Here is a 20,116-nt window from a genome sequence, read left to right as displayed (position 1 = left end):
CAAAGGAAATTATTGTTTTTCTTGCTTTCAAACTCCCAATGGAACATTGTTCTTTCTTGGGGAGACAAGTTAATGCTCAAATCGTTCCGTTGCTTCCGAAAAGGCCACCTGTTCGTCGACAGCCGCAGTGAGGCCGGCGTCCAGGTTTGCGTCCGCTGCCGCCATCGCCAGCCGTTCGAGGGATTGCAGTCCTTGGGCCCGCGAGAGACCCGCGAACCGGACTACCACCAAGCGTCGTAACGGCGCCCGCGATCCGAAATGTCCGAGTACTAACCGGCGGGGGTTATCCCCCGCCGTCATCGTCTTTACTGGAAGCCCCAGTGATCAATGCGGTGATCGAGGCCCGGCAGGACCAGCGGCGTCTGGTCGTACCCACCCTTGTGATCACCCGGACCGTCGGCCAACAACGCCTGCAGCGCCGCGGGCGCGGCGGACGGGGCGAGCTCCAGCACCGAACCATCGCTGAACCGGATGCGCTCCACGCCATAGAGGGTGTCGTGACCATCCCGCCCGGTCGTGTTGTCCAGCACGGACACCGCCCCGTCGCTGTAGGTGATGGTATAGTCGGCCTGCACGCCTGACACTACGAACAGGTCGGTCCCGCCGCCGCCGTTGACGATGTCATCGCCGCCGCCTCCGGTGAACACATCCGCTCCCGCGCCGCCGGTCAGCACATTGGCCAGACCGTTGCCGGTCCCGGTGAAATCGCCCGAGCCCGTGTAGATCAGGTTCTCGACATTGGCGCCGAGAGCGAAGCTGGCGAGGATCGTCTCAACCGTGTCATAGCCCTGCCCGCCCCCCTCGACGACGGTGTCGCCCGCGGCGGTGACGATATAGCGGTCATCACCCTGACCGCCCGCCAGCTCATTCGCCGCGCCGTCGCCGCCGACGAGAATGTCGTCGCCGATGCCGCCGGACAGCCTGTCCGCGCCGGTCCCGCCGGTGATCCGGTTGCTCAGGTCATTGCCCGTTCCGGTGAAGGCGCCGGTCCCGGTGTAGGTCAGGTTCTCGATGTTGTTGCGCAGGGTGAAGGCCGACAGCGCGGTCAGGACAATGTCCGTCCCCTGCCCGGCCTCCTCGACGAGCGAGTCGCCCGCGACGGACACGATGTAGGTATCGTCGCCCGATCCGCCGATCAGGGTGTTGGCCGCGCCGCTTCCCCCTTCCAGCACGTCATTCCCCCCCATGCCGGTCAGCGTATCGGCGCCCAGGCCGCCGACCAGCCGGTTCGCGCCGACATCACCGATCAACAGATCATCAAAGGCCGTGCCGATGATGTTCTCTATGTTCACCAGCGTATCGACGCCGCCCTGACCATCGTTGGACTGGCCACTGACGCGAAGGGTCACGCCGACGCCGACCTCGGAATAGTCCGCCGTGTCCACGCCCGCGCCGCCATCCAGCAGGTCAGCGCCGAGGCCGCCGCGCAGGAGGTCGTCGCCGTTGCCGCCGTACAGCCGGTCTGCTCCGGCAAGCCCCGCCAGCACATCATTGCCCGCGCCGCCGTACAGGTCGTTGTTGGCGCTGTTGCCCGCGCCGTTGAACGTGGCTGATCCCGTGTAACGCAGAATCTCCAGATGATCGCGCAAGGCATAGGCGCCCAACACCGTCTCGACCGTATCGGTCCCCTCGCCCGCATACTCCACGATGGTGTCGCCCACCGCGGAGACCCGATAGGTGTCGTCGCCCAGGCCGCCGATCAGGGTGTTGGCCGCCCCGGCGCCGCCCGCGAGGACGTCGTTGCCGCCGTAGCCGGCCAGCACATCACTGCCCAGACCACCGTCCAGAACATCGCCCCCGGCTCCGCCCAGCAGGGTGTCGTTGAAGGCCGTGCCGATGAAGCCCTCGATGCTGATCAGGGTGTCGGAGGTGACATTGATATCGCTGGAGCTGACCACGCCGTTGACGACGGTGATGCTGGCGAGGGCGTCGCTGTAGTCGGCGATATCGAAACCGCCGCCGCCGTGCAGGATGTCGGCGCCCAGGCCGCCGCGCAGGATGTCGTTGCCCGCCAGCCCCTCCAGCGCATCATCCCCGGCCATGCCGATCAGGGTGTCGCCGCCCGAGCTGCCGCGGATGTTGTTGGCCTGACTGTTGCCCGTGCCGACGTATCCGGCCGAGCCAAGGAAATGCAGATCCTCGAAATTGTCCCGCAGGGTGACGTTGGCGTAGGCGTCGACCCGGTCGTAACCCTCGCCCGCCAGCTCGATCAGGGTGTCGCCCGAGTTGTAGACCACATAGACGTCGTCACCGACCCCGCCGATCAGGGTGCTGGGCGCGGTGCTGCCGGTGCTGAGGTAGTCGTTGCCCTCATAGCCGAGCAGGGTCGAGCCGGCGCCCCCGCCGATGATCCGGTTGTCCGCCGCATTGCCCAGCCCCGCGAAGGCGCCGTTTCCGGTGTAGGTCAGGTTCTCGAAATGGGTTCCCAGCCGGAAGACGCCCAGCGTCGTCTGGACCGTGTCGATCCCCTCGCCCGCGAACTCGATCAGCGAGTCACCGCTGGCCCGCACGATATAAAGGTCATCGCCCAGCCCGCCCTGAAGGCTGTTGGCCGCGCCGGTTCCGCCGTCCAGGGTGTCGTTTCCGGCCAGACCGATCAGATAGTCCGCGCCTTCGCCGCCGATCAGGATGTTGTCCGCGCCCTGGCCGATCAGCACGTCATTGAACGCCCCGCCGGTCAGGTTCTCGATGCCGATCAGGGTATCGACCTGGCCGTAGCCGTTGTTGGTCACCGTGCCGTCGTTCAGATCGATGCGAACGCCCTGGGTGGCCCCGCTGTAGTCAGCGGTGTCGCTACCCGCGCCGCCGTTCAGGACGTTCGTTCCGGCGCCGCCGATCAGCCAGTCATTGCCGTCACCGCCCGACAGGGTGTCGTTGCCCCTGCCCGCCCAGAGGCGATCCGCGCCGGTCCCGCCGACGGCGTTGATCTGGTTGATGGCGGTCAGGGCGTCGAGCCAGTCGTTGTCCGCGCCCCCGTCGAACTCGATCAGGCCGGTCATGTCGGTGCCGCTGAGGTCGCCCACCGTCAGCCGATCCTCGCCGGACGGGCGGACCAGGGTGTCGCCGCCGCCGACAGAATAGGGATCGGCTGCGGGGGTCGAGGAGCCGGTGAAGCGGAAGGTCTCGACACGCGTTGTCGTGGCGATGTCTTCCCGCACATAGGGCGAGCCGTTGTCGTTCTGGATGGTGCGGGACTGGGTGAAGCGAGCCGTCCCGCCCGCGGCCGCCGTCAAACTGTAGCTCGCCGGACCGTAGTCGGTGACCCCCACCTGCCACACGCTGCCTGTGCTGGCGGCGTCGACCTGCAACCGATCCACGCCCGAACCGCCGTCGATGCTGTCGTTGCCATCGCCGGAGGTCATGTAACCGCCCGCCGTCACGACAAAGACGTCGTCTCCATCGCCGCCCGACAGATCGTCATCGCCCCCGCCGCCCGCCAGCCGGTCATTGCCGGAACCCGTATGCAGATAGTCGTTCCCGGTCCCGCCCAAGGCGTTGATCTGGTTGATCGCCGCGCTCGCGTCCAGCCAGTCGTCGGCCGCCTGGCCGTCGAACTCGATCAGGCCGGTCATGGCCGTACCGCTGAGATCGCCGATGGTCAGCCGGTCCTCGTTGACCTGGGTCCGACTGGACGGCGACGGGACGCCGGTCCATGCGGCGTAGCGGAAGGTCTCCACGCCCTGGGCGGTCACGGTCGAGCGGGCATTGGTGACCTGCAGCCCCTGGGTGGTCACCTGATCCATGGCGAAGACCACCGCGCCTCCGGCGCCGGCGGTCAGGGAGAAGGTCGGGCGCGAGACCGTGGTGTCGGTGATGGGATCATAGGTGGTGGCGATGTTGTCGCCGTCGATCCGCAGCAGGTCGGTCCCCGCCCCGCCGTCGATCAGATCATTGCCGTCGCTCAGGGCCACCGTGGTTCGGGTGCGGTAGTTGAAGAGGTCGTCACCACCCGCGCCGTTCAGGGTGTCATTGCCCCGCCCGCCCGTGATCACGTCCGCGCCCGCGGTGCCGTTGTAGGTGTCGTTTCCGTCGGTGCCGGTATAGGTCGCCATGCCGTCCTCCCAAGCGTGAAGGCGCCAGCCGCTCCTTGCAGCTCGCGCCCCTCCGGGACGTCATTGAACACCGGTTAACAAGTTACGCAAGTCTACGTATTTACTAACTTTTCAACCCATCCGGGAACAAATCCCCAAGTCGGCTGAACAACTCTGATCAGACCAGACGGCTCTGCACCAGCGCCGCCGCGATAAAGCCCGCGAACAGGGGGTGCGGGGCGAACGGACGGCTCTTCAGCTCCGGATGGTACTGCACGCCGATAAACCATGGGTGGTCCGGACGCTCGACCGTTTCGGGCAGCACGCCGTCCGGAGAAAGACCGGCGAAGACCAGCCCGCCCTTCTCCTCGATGGCCTCACGGTAGTTGATGTTGACCTCATAGCGGTGGCGGTGCCGCTCGCTGATCTCGGTCGAGCCGTACAGTTCGGCGATCTTCGAGCCTTCCTTCAGGACCGAGTCATAAGCGCCCAGACGCATGGTGCCGCCCAGGTCTCCGCCCTGCTGGCGCAGGACGCGCTGGTTGCCCTGGGTCCATTCGGTCATCAGGCCGACCACCGGCTCGCCGGTCGGGCCGAATTCGGTGGACGAGGCCTTGGGGAAGCCCGCCAGGTTCCGCGCCGCCTCGATCACCGCCATCTGCATGCCGAAGCAGATGCCGAAGTACGGGATGCGGTTTTCGCGGGCGAAGCGGGCCGCCTCGATCTTGCCTTCCGAGCCGCGCTCGCCGAAGCCGCCGGGCACCAGAATGGCGTGAGCGCCTTGTAGACGGGCGTTGCAGGCGTCGCGGTCGCCCTCGAAGGTCTCGGCCTCGACCCAGTCGATGTTGACCTTCACCCGATTGGCGACGCCGCCGTGGTGCAGGGCCTCGATCAGGGATTTGTAGGCGTCCTTCAGCACCGTGTATTTGCCGACCACGGCCACGGTGACCTCGCCGTCCGGGTTCAGGCGGCGATCGACGATGTCGGTCCAGCGCGACAGGTCCGGCGCGGGGGCGTCGGTGATCCCGAAGTGGGCCAGCACTTCACTGTCCAGCCCCTCGCGGTGATAGTCCAGCGGCACGGCGTAGATGTCCGCCGAGTCCATCGCCTGGATGACGCCGCTTTCGCGCACGTTGCAGAACAGGCCGATCTTGCGCTTCTCGTCCGACGGGATCGGCTGTTCGCAACGGCACAGCAGGATGTCCGGCTGGATGCCGATGGAGCGCAGTTCCTTGACCGAGTGCTGGGTCGGCTTGGTCTTCATCTCCCCGGCCGTCTTGATGAACGGCAGCAGGGTCAGGTGGACGAAGCAGGACTGGCCACGCGGCAGGTCCTGGCCCAGTTGGCGGATGGCCTCGAAGAAGGGCAGGCCCTCGATGTCGCCGACGGTGCCGCCGATCTCGACCAGCACGAAGTCCACGTCCTGGCCGTCGTCGGTCAGGGCCTGGCTCAGGCAGAAGGATTTGATCTGGTCGGTGACGTGCGGGATTACCTGCACCGTCGCGCCCAGATAGTCGCCGCGACGCTCCTTCTCGAGGATCGTCGAATAGATGCGGCCGGTGGTGATGTTGTCCGACTTGGCCGCCGAGACGCCGGTGAAGCGCTCGTAGTGGCCCAGGTCGAGATCGGTCTCGGCCCCGTCGTCGGTCACGAAGACCTCGCCGTGCTGGTACGGGCTCATCGTGCCCGGATCGACGTTCAGATAGGGGTCAAGCTTACGAAGGCGAACCTTGTAGCCGCGCGCTTGCAGAAGCGCGCCGAGAGCGGCGGAAGCGAGGCCTTTTCCCAATGAGGAAACCACGCCGCCAGTGATGAACACGTAACGGGCCATGGGGGATCACCTTACCGCTGATTCGGCCCGCCGGATGACCGGAGGCCGAGCAAACATGTGGAAGAAGGGGCGCGTGAGACGCGCCCCTGAACTGCGAAGACTTTGAGGGCGGGAGAGGAAGGCGGGGGTGAAGTCCCCGCCCACTCTTATTGGGCCGGAGCGGGCTGGGCCGGAGCCGGGGCCGGAGCGGCCGAGGCGCCCGACAGGCTCGACTCGAGGTCCTGCATCGACGGGGTCGCCGGTTGCGCCGGAGCGGCCGGATCGGCGGCGGGCGCTTCCTGCTGGGCCGACGGCGGCGGGGCGGCCAGTTCACCGATCGAGTCGGCGTCGACGATCGAACGGTTGGCCCGCTCGACGTTGCCCAGGATGGTCAGCGACAGGGCGCAGACGAAGAAGACGATCGCCAGACCCCAGGTGGTCTTGGTCAGTAGATTGCCTGCCCCGCGCGCGGTCATGAAGCCCGAGGGACCTCCGCCCATGCCCAGCGCGCCGCCTTCGGAGCGCTGCAGCAGGACCACGCCCGAGAGCGCGAGCGAGACGAGGATCATGACGACGAGGAGAATGATCTGGAGCATGGCAGCCGATATGTGTGGCGCGGACCCGCGCCGATCAAGCGGCGGCGTCTATCATCGAGGAAGGGATTAGGGAATAGGGACCAGGGATTAGGTAGGGGCGACGCGACCGGGGTACTGCCGACCTAATCCCCAATCCCCGATCCCTCAAAGCCGCGTCAAGCCGCCCGGATAATGCCCAGGAAGTCCGCCGCCTTCAGCGAGGCGCCGCCGACGAGGGCTCCACCGACCTCGGGAGTCGACAGGATGTCGCGGGCGTTGTCCGGCTTCACCGAGCCGCCGTACAGGATCGGCGTCGTGGCCGCGGCCAGCCCCAGCCGCTCGATCATGGCGGCGCGGACGGCCCGGTGGACCTCCTCGATCTGCTCCAGCGTCGGGGTCAGTCCGGTGCCGATGGCCCAGACCGGCTCATAGGCCACCGCGAAGGCCTGCCCGGCCAGAACCAGCGGCAGGGAGTGGATGACCTGTTCACGCACCACCTCGACGGCGCGCCCGGCCTCGCGCTCCTGCAGGGTCTCGCCCACACAGATGATCGGCGACAGGCCCGCGGCCAGCGCGGCCTCGGCCTTGGCCAGCACCAGGGCGTCCGTTTCGCCATACCCCTGACGACGTTCCGAGTGACCGAGGATGACCAGCGTCGCGCCCGCGTCCTTCAGCATGGCGGCGGAAATATCGCCGGTGTAGGCGCCTGAGGCCTCGGCGCGGCAATCCTGCCCCCCGACCTCGACGGGACCGCCCGCGCAGGCTTCCGTCATCCGGTCCACCAGCGTCGCGGGCGGGCACAGGGCCACCCGGCAGGTCGCCGGTTCCGCCTCCAGCGCGCTGCGCAGGGCCTCCGCCTCGGCCAGGCTCGCGCCCAGCCCGTTCATTTTCCAGTTGCCTGCGATCAGGCTCTTCACGGATTGTTTCATGCCGCCTCTCTAGGCGGGCGCGGCGGACAAGCCAAGACGTCCGGGACACTGTGAAGCGTCGCCATCGTCTTGCCGTGCTGGCCCGTCACGCCCTATAGGCCGAAGCGGCCATTCTCGCCGCCCATCCGTCAGGACCGACCATGCTCACCGCGTTCCGCAAATTCGCCAAGTCCAAGTGGGCTATCGGCCTGTTCGTTGTTCTGGCCCTGGGCTTGCTGGTCACCGGCGGTTCGCAGATGCCGGACCTGCTGGCCAGCTTCGGGCCCAAGCACGTGATCTCCGCAGGGGATCGCAGCATGGACGCGACGGAATTCCGCGCCGACATGGAGCGCGTCCGCAATCAGGCCCAGGAACAGGCCGGTCGCGCCCTGACGTTCGAGGAACTGATCGGCGGCGGGCAGCTCCCGGCTTATCTGGCCGAGCAGTCGCAGCGTCTGGGCTTCATGTCGTGGGCCAACAGCACCGGCATCCGCCCGAGCGAGGAACTGGTCCTGCGCCAGATCCGCAAGATCCCGGCCTTCTTCGATTCGGTCACCGGTCGCTTTGACCAGGAAGCCTACGCCTCGGCCCTGCAGCGCAACAATGCGACGCCCGAGCGGTTCGAACGCGAAATGCGCGACGAGATCGTGACCCGCCACTACGGCGCCGCCGTCGGCGCCGGCATCCGCCTGCCCCGCGTGTACGGCGCGGTTCTGGCCAATCAGGCCATGGAGACCCGCGACGGTCGCTGGTTCGCCGTCACCCAGGCGATGGCCGGCACGGCTTCGGCGCCGACCGATGACCAACTGAACGCCTTCATCCGCCAGAACCCCAACCAGTTCCGCCTGCCCGAATTCCGCAGCGCCTCCGTCGTGCTGTTCAACGCTCCCAACGATGGTCAGGGCGAGATCACCGAGGCCCGGATCGAGGAACGCTTCAACTTCCGTCGCGACGCCCTGTCGCAACCGGAAACCCGCACCTTCGTGACCCTGACCGCCCCGAACAAGGCGGTCGCGGATCGCATCGCCGCCGCCCTGCGCGCCGGTCAGGACCCGCAGGCCGTTGGTCAGGCCAACAACCTGCAACCGACGACCTTCACCGACCGCCCGCGTTCGGCCGTCACCGACCCGGCCGTGGCCGCGGCCGTGTTCGGCCTGACGGCGAACCAGGTTTCGGACCCGGTGCAAGCCCGCGTCGGCTTCGTCGTCGCCAAGCTGAGCGGCATCAAGGCCGGTCGTCCGTCGACCCTGAATGACGTCCGCGCCCAGATCATCGACGAACTGCGCGCCGAAGACGTCCGCGCCGCCGTCTATGCCCGCGTCGAGGCCTACGACAAGGCCCGTAAGGACGGCAAAACCCTGGAAGCCGCCGTGGCCGAGATCGGCGCCCGCATCCTGCCGGTTCCGCCTGTGACCCAGGACGGTCGCAGCATGGTCCAACCGAATTTCCGCGCCCCGCCGCAACTGCTGGAGGCCATGTGGAAGCTCGGCCGCAACGGCGAGAGCGAGGTCCTGGAAGCCGGTCAGGGCGAATACTTCGTCGTCCGCGTCAACGAGATCACGCCGCCGGCCCTGGTCTCGCTGAGCAGCCCGGGCGTGCGCGCTGAACTGGCCGCCAACTGGATCGCCCGCGAGAACAACCGCCTCCTGAGCGCCCGCGCCAACGCCCTGGCCGCCCGCGTTCGCGGCGGCGAGGACATCGCCGCCGTCGCCCGCTCCGCCAACGCCGCCCTGCAGACCGCCGCCCGTATCGGCGCCCAGGACCAGTCGGCGGGCCAGGGCGTGGTCACCGGCCTGTTCTCGACCCCGCGTGGTCAGGTCTTCGCCCAGCAGCAAGCCGCCGACACCTTCATCATCGGCCGTACGGAAGCCGTCACGGCCCCGAACGCGACCCTGGCCGCCGGTCCGGCTGACCAGTTCCGCGCCCGCATGGCCGGCGACAACCTGAACGCCATCGGCGAGACGGCGATCAAGGCCGCCGCCAACCGCGTCGGCGCCACCTTCAGCGAGCCGCAGGCCCGTCTGGCTCTGGGCCTGTCGGAAGTGGCTCCGGCGGCTCCGGCCACGGGTGGCGCGGCTCCGCGCCCCGCTCCGGCGCAATGACGGCGGCGGATCTTTCCGCCGTCTTCTCCGCCTTCCAGGACGGCTGGTCCTCGGATCGGCCGCAGGTGGTCGTCCGCCGTCTGGTGGACGATCTGGAGACACCCGTTTCGGCCTTCCTGAAGGTGGGTCGGGGCCGTCCCCACGCCTTCCTGCTGGAGTCGGTCGAGGGCGGCGCGGTGAACGGGCGCTATTCGATCATCACTCGCGAGCCGGACGTCGTCTGGCGCTGCCGGGACCGCAAGCCGGAACTGGCGCGCGGGGAAGCCGCCATCGCGGCGGGCGCCTACAGCCCTGATGGCGACGATCCGCTGGCTTCGCTGCGGGCCCTGATGGCCGCCTCACGCTTCGACCTGCCGGACGACCTGCCGCCCATGGCCGCGGGCCTGTTCGGGGTGTTCGGCTATGACATGGTCCGGCTGCTGGAGCCGCTGGGCGAGCCCAATCCCGATCCACTGAACCTGCCGGATGCGGTCCTGACCCGCCCGGCCATCGTCGGCATCTTCGATTCGGTGAAGCACGAGATCGTTCTGGTCTCGGCGGCCTATCCGGACAGCAGACTGGACGCGCGCGCCGCCTTCGACGCCGCCGTCGCCCGGCTGGACCGGTTCGAGACCGACCTGCGCACGCCCCTGCCTGCCCTGCCCGTTCCGGTCGAGGCGCCCGGTCCGGACTTCGCCTCGCCCGTGGACGAAGCCGCCTTCGGCCAGATGGTCGCCCGGGCCAAGGACTACATCGGCGCCGGCGACATCTTCCAGGTCGTGCTCAGCCACCGCTTCTCGGCGGACTGGGACGCGGACCCGCTGGCCTTCTACCGCGCCCTGCGCCGCCAGAACCCGTCGCCCTATCTGTTCTTCCTGGACTTCGGCGACTTCCAACTGGCCGGATCCAGCCCGGAAATCCTAGTCCGGCTGAAGGACGGTCGGGTGACCATCCGCCCGCTGGCCGGCACCCGGCCGCGCGGCGAGACGCCGGAAGCCGACAAGGCGCTGGAAGCGGAGCTTCTGGCGGATCCCAAGGAACGGGCCGAGCATCTGATGCTGCTCGATCTGGGCCGCAACGACGTGGGCCGGGTGTCCGCACCGGGCACGGTCGAGGTGACTGAGAGCTTCGTCGTCGAGCGCTACAGCTCGGTCATGCACATCGTCTCGGACGTGCAGGGCGTCGCCGATCCCAAGCTGGACGCCGTCGACACCCTGCTGGCCGCGCTGCCGGCGGGCACCCTGTCGGGCGCGCCCAAGGTGCGGGCGATGGAGATCATCGACGAATTGGAAGAGGTGAAACGCGGCGTCGGCTACGGCGGCGGCGTGGGCTACATCTCGGCGGGCGGCGAAGCGGACATCTGCATCGTCCTGCGCACCGCCCTGTTCGCCGACGGCCAGATCCACGTCCAGGCGGGCGCCGGCGTCGTGTCGGACAGCGATCCGGCGGCGGAGTATGCGGAGACCCAGGCCAAGGCCCGTGCGCCCATGCGGGCCGCGGACGAGGCTTGGCGCTATCCGTTCGGCAACAGGTCCTGAGCCACCGGCGGGGCGTCCTGGAAGCGGACGCCCGGTCCGAGGATCATCACCCCGGCCATCAGGACCGCCGCCGTCGCCGCCAGCGCAGCCGCGCCCAACGCGCTCCACGGACTGTCAGCGACCGCCTCCGGCGTCATCAGCAAGGCGCGCGCTTTCTGGATGCTGTCGGCCATTCGAGCCTCCCCCGTCGAAGAGTCCCAATTCGATCCAACAAGGTTAACGCCATCTTACCGCACCCCCGGTGCTTGGCCTGACGGCCTCAACTCCCTAGAACCAGAGCCATGATCCTCGTCGTCGATAACTACGACAGCTTTACCTACAACCTCGTCCACTACCTCGCGGAGCTGGGCGCGGAGACCAAGGTCGTGCGCAACGACGACCTGACCACCGCCGAGGCCTGGGCGCTGAAGCCCGAGGCCGTGCTGCTGTCGCCGGGCCCGTGCACGCCGAACGAGGCCGGCATCTGCCTGGCCCTGCTGGACACCGCGCCGCTAGAGATGCCGATCTTCGGCGTCTGCCTGGGCCACCAGTCGATGGGACAGGCCTTCGGCGGCGACGTGATCCGCGCCAAGGCCCTGATGCACGGCAAGACCTCGCCCATCCTGCACGAGGGCAAGAGCGTCTTCCGGGGCCTGCCCTCGCCCTTCACCGCGACCCGCTACCATTCGCTGGCCGTGAAGCGCGAGACCCTGCCGGACGTGCTGGAGGTCACCGCCTGGACCGCCGACGGCGAGATCATGGGGCTGGCCCACAAGACCCGGCCGATCCACGGAGTCCAGTTCCACCCGGAATCGATCGCCACCGAGCATGGTCACGACCTGCTGGCCAATTTCCTCGACCTGGCGAACGTGCGCCGGACCGCGATGGTCTGACGTGGCGGATGTAAAGCCTCTGCTGGCCAAGCTGGTCGACGGTCAGGTGCTGTCGGACGCGGAGGCGCACGCCTTCTTCGCCGCCTGCCTGCGCGGCGAGCCGACCCCGTCGCAGGTCGCCGCCGCCGTCACCGCGCTGCGCATCCGCGGCGAGACGGTCGGCGAGATCGCGGCCTTCGCCACCGCCATGCGCGAGGCGGCCCTGACGCTGGACCATCCGTGGGAGGTGATCGACACCTGCGGCACCGGCGGAGACGGCCAGCACACCTACAACATCTCCACCGCCGCGGCCTTGGTGCTGGCGGGCGCGGGGCTGAAGGTCGCCAAGCACGGCAACCGGGCGCTGAGCTCCAAGTCCGGCTCGTCCGACGTCCTGTCCGCGCTGGGCGTGAACCTGCAGGCCAGCGAGGCGCAGCAGCTGCGCGCGCTGGACACCGCCGGCATCGCCTTCCTGTTCGCCCCGACCTACCACGGGGCCATGCGCCACGTCGGGCCGGTGCGGGCCGAGATCGGCTTCCGCACTGTGTTTAACCTGCTGGGCCCCCTGTCCAATCCCGCGCAGGCCAAGCGGCAGGTCATGGGCGTCTATGACCCCCGCCTGCTGGAGCCCCTAGCGGAGGTGCTGGGCCGTCTGGGCGCGATCCGGGCCTGGACCGTCCATGGTCAGGGCCTCGACGAGCTGACCGTCACCGGCAAGACCGAGGTGGCGGAATGGAAGGACGGCGCCGTGCGCCGCTTCACCGTCACGCCCGAGGACGCCGGGCTTTCCCGCCACGACATCAGCGCCATCCGCGGCGGCGATGCCGAGGAGAACGCCGCCGCCCTGCGCGCCCTACTGGACGGCGCGACCGGCGCCTATCGCGATGTGGTCCTGCTGAACGCCGCCGCCGCCCTGGTCGTGGCCGACAAGGCCGCCGATCTGGCCGAGGGCGCCGCCCAGGCCGCCGCCGTCATCGACGAAGGCCGTGCGTCGCGGGCGCTCGCCGCCCTCGTCGAGGCCACCAACACCTCCATCAACAGTGAAGAGGACCCGGCATGACCGATGTGCTGGAACGGATCGCCGCCTACAAGCGCGAGGACGTCGCCGCCCGGAAAGCCGCTCTCTCACAGGATGCCGTCGAGGCCCGCGCGGCGCTCGCGTCGGCTCCGCGCGGTTTCCGCGCCGCGCTGGAAAACCACGTCGAGGAAACCGGTCGCCCGGCCCTGATCGCCGAGATCAAGAAGGCCAGCCCGTCCAAGGGCCTGATCCGCGCCGACTTCGATCCGCCCGCGCTGGCGCAGGCCTATGAGGGCGGCGGCGCCACCTGCCTGTCGATCCTGACTGACGGCCCGAGCTTCCAGGGCGACGACAGCTATCTGGCCGCCGCCCGTGACGCGGTGGCCCTGCCCTGCCTGCGCAAGGACTTCCTGGTCGATCCGTGGCAGGTGGCCGAGAGCCGGGCCCTGGGCGCCGACTGCATCCTGATCATCCTGGCCATGATCGACGACGCCTTGGCCGCCGAACTGCTGGCCGAGGCCGAGCGCTTCGGCATGGACGCCCTGATCGAAACCCACGACGAGGCCGAGATGGCCCGCGCCTGCAAGCTGGGCGGGGATCTGGTGGGCGTGAACAACCGCTCGCTGCGCACCTTCGAGGTCGATCTGGAGACGACCGAACGTCTCGCCATGCTGAGCCCGGTGAAGGCCCTGCTGGTCGCCGAAAGCGGCATCTTCACCCCGGACGACGTCCAGCGCGTCTCCGACGCCCACGCCCAGGCCATCCTCGTCGGCGAAAGCCTGATGCGTCAGGACGATGTGGAAGCGGCGACGCGGGCGCTGCTGGGGTGAGCGAGGACCAGCCGAGGATCAGCTCTGTCAAGGTCACTCTCGCTGTCCTTGGCGCCGTTGCCCTCCTGTTCGTCGGCTGCGTTCAGATATCCACGCAAGGACAGGCGTTTAACGTCAGCGGGAACGCCAAGTTGTTCGGCGGAGCTTATCTGATCGCCGGCGCCGCGCTCGTGTTCTGGCTCTACCGCATCGCTTTCAAGTCGAAGCCGTCCTTCGTCTTGCATGGGGATCGGATCGAATTCTACGGCCAGCCGACCCATTTTCGAGACATTGATGAGGTCGTTTTCACACCTGCGGAAATCTGGCTGAAGCGCCCGCCTCAGCTCTTTCTTCGCCTCAGGAATGGTTCAGTCCAGCACCTGCCGTACGGACTGATGACGCACGGCCCCGAAGCTTTCGCCGAACTGCTGAGCCAGGCTCTGGCGCGCTACCGGATTGAGGAGACCAGCCCGCCGGTAACCGGACCTTAACCGGAACACCACAGGAACAGAATCTGGACGTTTGCGATTTGTTCCGTTAGCGTTCTCCAAACCGGATTCGCCCTGAGGTCTGCATGCTCACCCGCAAACAGCACGAACTGCTCATGTTCATCCACGAGCGGATTCAGGAGACCGGCGTGTCTCCGTCGTTCGACGAGATGAAGGAGGCGCTGGATCTGGCGTCCAAGTCGGGCATCCACCGCCTGATCACGGCGCTGGAGGAGCGGGGCTTCATCCGCCGCCTCGCCCACCGCGCCCGGGCGCTGGAAGTCACCAAGCTGCCGGAACAGGCCACGGCGGGCGCGCCGCGCGGCCATGCTGGCTTCAAGCCCGGCGTGATCGAGGGCGGCGGTCGTCCCAAGGCCGCCGAACCGGCCAACGACACCCGCGAACTGTCCCTGATGGGCAAGATCGCGGCGGGCACCCCCATCGACGCCATCGAGCATGAGACCGCCCGCTATCCGGTGCCGGAAGCCATGCTGGGCTCGGGCGAGCACTATCTGCTCGAGATCGAGGGCGACTCGATGATCGAGGCCGGCATTCTCAACGGCGACATGGTCATCATCAAATCGACCGAGAACTGTTCGTCGGGCGAGATCGTCGTGGCCCTGGTCGAGGGCGAACAGGCCACGCTGAAGCGGCTGCGCAAGAAGGGCGCCTCCATCGCCCTGGAGCCCGCCAACCGCAACTATGAGACCAAGATCTACGGCGCCGATCAGGTCGCTGTTCAGGGCAAGCTGGTCGGCCTGATCCGCCGCTATCACTGACCCTCGGCGTCGCCGTAGCGTCCCGGCTCAAGGCCGGGATGACAACGGCGCCTTGTCATCCCGGAAGCGGCGCAGCCGCTACCCGGGACCAGGGCCGATCGCCACGCACGTCTGAGACCCACAGGGCTCGCCAGCGGTTCGCCGCGGCGGGCCCTTCGCGTTTCAGCTCCACCGCCCCGCCTCGCGTGTAGTCCAGCCCGTCCAGCACCAGCCTGCCGGCACAGGACGACGGCAGGGCGGACACGACCGTCCGTATACTGACGACTGAGGCGGATCGGCAAAGTCCGCCCAGCTGTTCGAGGCTCGGCGCCCGCCTGCCCCACCACAGCGCGACCGGCCCTGACGCCTCGGGCGCGCAGGAAAACCGTCCGCAGGTCCAGCCCTCTGTCGAACGGTCCGTCGGCTCCAGCCCTCGCCGCCGGGTCCAGACATCGGCCGCGAACTGGCGCACGCCCGGGCGCATCACCACCGCATGCCCGTCCTGCACGAAGGCTGCCTGGAGCCCGCTGTCGCCAATCCAGAGGTCGGGCGTCGGCGTCCTCGGCCAGATCAACACGGCGCAGGCCAGCGGCAGGCCCAGCCAGCGCAGCGGCCCGCGCCACAGGCAGCAGAACAGTATGCCGATGAAGGCGATGGGCAGAACGATGTCCGGGGCGCTGGCGATGGTCCTGACGGCGCCCGGCAGGCCCGCCACCCACTCCCCGATGGCCAGCATCAGATCGATGCCCCGCGCCGCCAGCCACAGGAAGGGCGCGCCCAGCTCCACCGGCTCCAGCAAGGCCCCTAGCGCCAGCGCGGGCATGATCAGGAAGTCCGACAGCGGGGCCGTCGCAAGGTTGGCTCCCAGTCCGTACATGGCCGAGCGGTTGAAATGCTGCATGGCGAACGGGCCGGTCGCCGCCCCGGCGACGAGGCTGGCCAGCACCGCCGCCCCGATCCACGTCCCCGTCCGCTGGACCGCCAGAATGGGCCAGGGCGCGGAGATCTCCCTCGGTCGCCGGGGCCAGGCCTCGACTAGGGCCACCAGCGCCGCCGTGGCGGCGAAGGACATCTGGAAGCCCGGCGTGACGATGGCTTCGGGCTGCAGCAGCAGGACCACGAAGGCCGCCACCGCCAGCGCGTGCATGGTGATCGCCTGCCGGTCCAGCAGGACCGCGAGGAAGGCGATGGAGGCGGTGATGGCCGCCCGTTCGGCCGGCGGCGGCGCGCCGGACACCACCAGATAGGTGCCGACCGCCAGCAGCCCCGCCCAGGCCGCCACCTTCTTGCCGGACACCCGCAGAGCCAACCAAGGCCAAAGGGCGACCAGCAGGCGCACGAGGAAGAAGGCGAAGCCGCCCACCACCGCCATATGCAGACCCGAGATCGACAGGATGTGCGCCAGCCCGGAATCGCGCATGATATCGACCTCGGCCGGGTCCAGCCAGGCCTCCTGCCCCGTGGTCATGGCCGCCGCGACGCCGCCCGCCCTTTCGCCCTGCCGCGCCACGATCCGCTTGGCCAGGTCGAAGCGAAAGGCGTTGACCTTCATCACCAGCCTCAGCCGCCAGGGCGCCTCGGGCACGACAGCGGGCCGGGTCTCGCCCAGGCTGAAGGCCACCCCGCCGATGCGCTGGAAGAAGGCCGTGCGGCCGAAATCATAAGCGCCGGGGCTGGCGGGCGCGGGCGGTGGATTGAGGATGGCGAACAGTCGGATCGCCTGTCCCGGCTCGGGCGGCGTCGCATCCCGGACCGTGGCGCGGATGCGCACGGGGGTCGCTTCGGGCGCCAGCCCTCGGATCCGAACCGGCGCGATGATCACGCGCGGTCCCGCCGAGCCCGGGCTGTCCACATCGACCACCCAGCCCTCGATCACCACCGGTCGCTCCAGCGTCGGCGTGACGGGCGCGGCCACGGACGCGGTCCTTAGCTTGGCCGCCGCCAGCCCGAGCGCGAAACAGGCCAGCATCAGCAGGATCAGGCTCCAGACCCGCGCCAGATGCAGCCGCCGTCCGCCCAGCCACGCCCCGCTCGCCACGACGGCGAACAGGAACAGGGGCCACATCGGAGGCTCGGTCCTGAGGGCGAAATAGGTGGCGCAGCCCGCGCCGAACGCCACCGGCGTCCACAGCCGCCAGCGCAGGGTCTGGGCCGCGACCTGCGCCGACAGCCAATCCGCCACCGCTTCCCGTGTGATCGCCACCACCCGCCAGATCCCCCCGCCTCCCAAGGCCGGAAGAACCATGACGACAAACTCAAGCTTTTCACAATCTATGGATACGGCCGCTCCCGACGCTGGCTGTAATCGCTCCTGCTCAGACAGGGCTAGGCTCAGCCCCCTGCGGCGCTATAACCCCCGCCATGAGCCTCCCCGTCGTCACCCGCTTCGCCCCCTCGCCTACCGGCTTCCTGCACATCGGCGGCGCCCGCACCGCCCTGTTCAACTATCTGTTCGCCCGGCGTCACGGCGGCAAATTCCTGGTCCGCGTCGAGGACACCGACCGCGAGCGTTCGACCGACGAGGCGGTGAAGGCCATCTTCGACGGCATGGCCTGGCTGGAGCTGTTCGCGGACGAGGAGCCGGTGTTCCAGTTTTCGCGCGCCGAACGCCACCGCGAGGTCGCCAATGTCCTGCTTGAGACCGGCCACGCCTATCGCGACTTCCTGACCGCCGACGAGACCGCCGCCCTGCGCGATCAGGCCAAGGCCGAAGGCAAGACCTTCGAGTCGCCATGGCGCGACCGCGAGCCGACCGTCGATGACCTGCTGAAGCCCCACACCGTCCGCTTCCGTCGCCCGGCGGACGCGCCCGTCGTCGTGGACGACGCGGTGCAGGGCACGGTGCGCTGGGAGACCGCGTCGCTGGACGATCTGGTTATCCTGCGTTCGGACGGCGCGCCGACCTACAATCTCGCGGTGGTGGTTGATGACCACGACATGGGCGTGACCCACGTCATCCGCGGCGACGACCACCTGAACAACGCCGCCCGCCAGAGCCTGATCTACGATGCGCTCGGCTGGACGCGCCCGACCTTCGCCCACATCCCCCTGATCCACGGTCCGGACGGCGCCAAGCTGTCCAAGCGGCACGGGGCGCAGGCGGTGCATGAATACGCCGAGATGGGCTACCTGCCCGAGGCCATGCGAAACTATCTGGCCCGCCTCGGCTGGGCCCACGGCGACGACGAACTGTTCTCGGACGAACAGGCCCGCGAGTGGTTCGATCTGGGCGGCATCGGCAAGGCGCCGTCGCGGCTGGACTTCGACAAGCTGGCCCACGTCAACAGCCACTGGATCCGGCTAGCCCAGGACGACCGGCTGGCCAAGATGACGCTGGACGTCCACCTGTCGCGCGGCCACACGCTGGCGCCGGACGACGAGGCCCGCCTGCTGCGCGCCATGCCGTTCGTGAAGGACCGGGCCAAGACCACGCTGGAACTGGCCGACCAGACCGCCTTCGTGCTGAAGCCCCGCCCCCTTTCCATTGATGAAAAGGGCCAGGGCCTGCTGTCCGGGGAGTCCGGAGAGCGCATCGGCCGCCTGCGCGACCGGCTGAAGCTGTTCGCCAGCTGGGACGTCTTCGCCCTCGAGGCCGAGCTGAAAGTCTTCGCCGAAGACGAGGGCGTGGGCTTTGGAAAGATCGGTCCGGCGACCCGCGCGGCCCTGACCGGCGGGGCCACATCGCCCGACATCGCGAAAACGTTGGCGGCTCTCGGGCGAGAAGAAAGCCTCGGGCGCTTGGATGATGCGCTGCAACAGACTAAGTGACGTTCACAAATGAAACGCGGTCCGTCGCCTCCCCGCGCGAGACCGTTCTGACAAAGGGGCTGAAATGACTGAACAAGCGAAACCCGCCGGCACGGCGACCCTCAACTACGCGGGCAAGACCGTTGATCTGCCGGTGCTGTCGGGTTCGACCGGCCCTGACGTCATCGACATCCGCAAACTCTACGCGGGCACCGACGCCTTCACCTTTGACCCCGGCTTCACCTCGACCGCCGCGTGCGAGTCGGCCCTGACCTTCATCGACGGCGACGCCGGCGTGCTGCTGCACCGCGGCTACCCGATCGACCAGCTGGCCTCGCAATCGAACTTCATCGAGGTCTGCCACCTGCTGCTGCACGGCGAACTGCCGAACGCCGCGCAGTACGAAGAGTTCAAGAACAGCGTGACCATGCACACCATGCTGCATGCCCAGTTCGACCGCTTCTTCGAGGGCTTCCGCCGCGACGCCCACCCGATGTCGATCATGGTCGGCACCGTCGGCGCCCTGTCGGCCTTCTATCACGACAGCCTGGACATCCATGATCCGGTCCAGCGCAACATCTCGGCCATCCGCCTGATCGCCAAGATGCCGACCATCGCGGCCCGCGCCTACAAATACCACATCGGCCAACCGTTCGTGTCGCCGCGCAACGACCTGTCCTACGCCGAGAACTTCCTGCGCATGTGCTTCGCCGTTCCGGCCGAGGACTATCAGGTCGATCCGCGTCTGGTCCGCGCCATGGACCGCATCTTCACCCTGCACGCCGACCACGAGCAGAACGCCTCGACCTCGACCGTCCGTCTGGCCGGTTCGTCGGGCGCCAACCCGTTCGCCTGTATCGCCGCCGGCATCGCCTGTTTGTGGGGCCCGTCGCACGGCGGCGCCAACGAAGAGGCGCTGAATATGCTCAAGGAGATCGGCACCCCGGACAAGATCCCGGAGTTCATCCAGGGCGTGAAGGACCGCAAGTACAAGCTGATGGGCTTCGGCCACCGCGTGTACAAGAACTACGACCCGCGCGCGAAGGTCATGCAGCAGTCGGCCTACGAAGTGCTGGAAGCCACCGGCCGCCAGAACGACCCGCTGTTTGTCGTCGCCAAGGAGCTGGAGAAGGTCGCCCTGCAGGACGAGTACTTCACCAGCCGCAAGCTGTTCCCGAACGTCGACTTCTACTCGGGCATCACCCTGTCGGCGATGGGCTTCCCGACCAGCATGTTCACCGTGCTGTTCGCCCTGGCCCGCACCGTCGGCTGGATCGCCCAGTGGCAGGAAATGATGGCCGACCCGGGCCAGAAGATCGGCCGCCCGCGCCAGCTGTACACCGGCCCGACCGAGCGCGACTACGTGCCGATCGAGAAGCGCGGCTAAGCCGTCCTTCACGGACAAGACGCGAAACGCCGGGGCGACAGCTCCGGCGTTTTTCGTGTCCGGACACGATTTCCGCCCCGTCCGGACAACACCTCAATTGATCCGGGCGCATCGC

The 20,116-nt window shown here is 68.3% G+C and carries 15 protein-coding genes; 9 read left to right on the top strand and 6 right to left on the bottom strand.

The features are described from left to right. Positions 1–305 precede the first annotated feature (305 nt). From ACTIEF_RS15240 to tpiA, 4 genes are all read right to left on the bottom strand, one after another. Positions 306–4,052: a beta strand repeat-containing protein gene (locus ACTIEF_RS15240; protein ID WP_439472991.1), complete on the bottom strand. Its 3,747-nt coding sequence runs from the start codon at positions 4,050–4,052 to the stop codon at positions 306–308. 157 nt (positions 4,053–4,209) lie between these two features. After that, positions 4,210–5,862, bottom strand: coding sequence for a CTP synthase (locus tag ACTIEF_RS15235; protein ID WP_439472990.1), 1,653 nt, complete (start codon positions 5,860–5,862; stop codon positions 4,210–4,212). Positions 5,863–6,008: 146 nt separating this feature from the next. Beyond that, positions 6,009–6,437 carry a preprotein translocase subunit SecG gene (gene secG / locus ACTIEF_RS15230; protein ID WP_439472989.1) on the bottom strand — a complete coding sequence of 143 codons (429 nt, stop codon included), beginning with the start codon at positions 6,435–6,437 and terminating at the stop codon, positions 6,009–6,011. Between the two features lie 155 nt (positions 6,438–6,592). Beyond that, a complete protein-coding gene (gene tpiA, locus ACTIEF_RS15225; protein ID WP_439472988.1) occupies positions 6,593–7,345 on the bottom strand; it encodes a triose-phosphate isomerase in 753 nt (250 codons plus the stop codon). 140 nt (positions 7,346–7,485) lie between these two features. Between tpiA and ACTIEF_RS15220 the strand changes: the two genes are divergently transcribed. Together ACTIEF_RS15220 and trpE are read left to right on the top strand one after the other, a co-directional pair. Next, on the top strand, positions 7,486–9,426 hold the full coding sequence (locus tag ACTIEF_RS15220; protein WP_439472987.1) for a peptidyl-prolyl cis-trans isomerase: 1,941 nt from the start codon (positions 7,486–7,488) through the stop codon (positions 9,424–9,426). Further along, a complete protein-coding gene (gene trpE, locus ACTIEF_RS15215) occupies positions 9,423–10,943 on the top strand; it encodes an anthranilate synthase component I (RefSeq protein ID WP_439472986.1) in 1,521 nt (506 codons plus the stop codon). The genes ACTIEF_RS15220 and trpE overlap by 4 nt, the downstream gene beginning before the upstream one ends. Here the strand turns inward: trpE and ACTIEF_RS15210 are convergent. Beyond that, positions 10,919–11,116 carry a peptidoglycan-binding protein gene (locus tag ACTIEF_RS15210; protein WP_439472985.1) on the bottom strand — a complete coding sequence of 66 codons (198 nt, stop codon included), beginning with the start codon at positions 11,114–11,116 and terminating at the stop codon, positions 10,919–10,921. The two genes, trpE and ACTIEF_RS15210, sit on opposite strands and share 25 nt — an antisense overlap. Before the next feature lie 108 nt (positions 11,117–11,224). Between ACTIEF_RS15210 and ACTIEF_RS15205 the strand changes: the two genes are divergently transcribed. The 5 genes from ACTIEF_RS15205 to lexA all read left to right on the top strand — a co-directional run bounded on the left by ACTIEF_RS15205 (position 11,225) and on the right by lexA (position 14,888). After that, entirely contained in the window at positions 11,225–11,815 is a 591-nt protein-coding gene (locus ACTIEF_RS15205) for an anthranilate synthase component II (RefSeq protein WP_439472984.1), read from the top strand. A 1-nt stretch (position 11,816) separates the two neighbouring features. Further along, a complete protein-coding gene (gene trpD / locus ACTIEF_RS15200; protein ID WP_439472983.1) occupies positions 11,817–12,854 on the top strand; it encodes an anthranilate phosphoribosyltransferase in 1,038 nt (345 codons plus the stop codon). Continuing rightward, positions 12,851–13,642: an indole-3-glycerol phosphate synthase TrpC gene (gene trpC, locus ACTIEF_RS15195; protein ID WP_439472982.1), complete on the top strand. Its 792-nt coding sequence runs from the start codon at positions 12,851–12,853 to the stop codon at positions 13,640–13,642. Before trpD ends, trpC begins: the two co-directional genes overlap by 4 nt. Beyond that, entirely contained in the window at positions 13,639–14,112 is a 474-nt protein-coding gene (locus ACTIEF_RS15190; RefSeq protein WP_439472981.1) for a hypothetical protein, read from the top strand. Before trpC ends, ACTIEF_RS15190 begins: the two co-directional genes overlap by 4 nt. Positions 14,113–14,195: 83 nt before the next feature. Continuing rightward, positions 14,196–14,888, top strand: coding sequence for a transcriptional repressor LexA (gene lexA / locus ACTIEF_RS15185; RefSeq protein ID WP_141626530.1), 693 nt, complete (start codon positions 14,196–14,198; stop codon positions 14,886–14,888). 55 nt (positions 14,889–14,943) lie between these two features. Here lexA and ACTIEF_RS15180 read toward each other — a convergent pair whose 3' ends face one another. Continuing rightward, positions 14,944–17,070, bottom strand: a complete 2,127-nt coding sequence (locus tag ACTIEF_RS15180) for a ComEC/Rec2 family competence protein (protein ID WP_439472980.1) — start codon at positions 17,068–17,070, stop codon at positions 14,944–14,946. A gap of 158 nt (positions 17,071–17,228) precedes the next feature. Between ACTIEF_RS15180 and gltX the strand changes: the two genes are divergently transcribed. Together gltX and gltA are read left to right on the top strand one after the other, a co-directional pair. Beyond that, entirely contained in the window at positions 17,229–18,635 is a 1,407-nt protein-coding gene (gltX, locus tag ACTIEF_RS15175) for a glutamate--tRNA ligase (protein ID WP_439472979.1), read from the top strand. A 64-nt stretch (positions 18,636–18,699) separates the two neighbouring features. Further along, entirely contained in the window at positions 18,700–20,001 is a 1,302-nt protein-coding gene (gltA, locus tag ACTIEF_RS15170; protein WP_439472978.1) for a citrate synthase, read from the top strand. Positions 20,002–20,116: the final 115 nt, after the last annotated feature.

Origin of the sequence: Brevundimonas sp., assembly GCF_051858995.1 — a bacterium.
Classification (GTDB): domain Bacteria; phylum Pseudomonadota; class Alphaproteobacteria; order Caulobacterales; family Caulobacteraceae; genus Brevundimonas.
This window is presented reverse-complemented; position numbering and strand designations above follow the sequence as displayed.

Excerpts from the sequence above, each read along its gene's own strand:
- ACTIEF_RS15205 (WP_439472984.1), top strand. The coding sequence starts at position 11,225 with ATGATCCTCGTCGTCGATAACTACGACAGCTTTACCTACAACCTCGTC.
- ACTIEF_RS15240 (WP_439472991.1), bottom strand. The coding sequence starts at position 4,052 with ATGGCGACCTATACCGGCACCGACGGAAACGACACCTACAACGGCACC.
- secG (WP_439472989.1), bottom strand. The coding sequence starts at position 6,437 with ATGCTCCAGATCATTCTCCTCGTCGTCATGATCCTCGTCTCGCTCGCG.
- ACTIEF_RS15220 (WP_439472987.1), top strand. The coding sequence starts at position 7,486 with ATGCTCACCGCGTTCCGCAAATTCGCCAAGTCCAAGTGGGCTATCGGC.
- lexA (WP_141626530.1), top strand. The coding sequence starts at position 14,196 with ATGCTCACCCGCAAACAGCACGAACTGCTCATGTTCATCCACGAGCGG.
- ACTIEF_RS15210 (WP_439472985.1), bottom strand. The coding sequence starts at position 11,116 with ATGGCCGACAGCATCCAGAAAGCGCGCGCCTTGCTGATGACGCCGGAG.
- trpE (WP_439472986.1), top strand. The coding sequence starts at position 9,423 with ATGACGGCGGCGGATCTTTCCGCCGTCTTCTCCGCCTTCCAGGACGGC.
- gltX (WP_439472979.1), top strand. The coding sequence starts at position 17,229 with ATGAGCCTCCCCGTCGTCACCCGCTTCGCCCCCTCGCCTACCGGCTTC.
- trpC (WP_439472982.1), top strand. The coding sequence starts at position 12,851 with ATGACCGATGTGCTGGAACGGATCGCCGCCTACAAGCGCGAGGACGTC.
- tpiA (WP_439472988.1), bottom strand. The coding sequence starts at position 7,345 with ATGAAACAATCCGTGAAGAGCCTGATCGCAGGCAACTGGAAAATGAAC.
- gltA (WP_439472978.1), top strand. The coding sequence starts at position 18,700 with ATGACTGAACAAGCGAAACCCGCCGGCACGGCGACCCTCAACTACGCG.
- ACTIEF_RS15235 (WP_439472990.1), bottom strand. The coding sequence starts at position 5,862 with ATGGCCCGTTACGTGTTCATCACTGGCGGCGTGGTTTCCTCATTGGGA.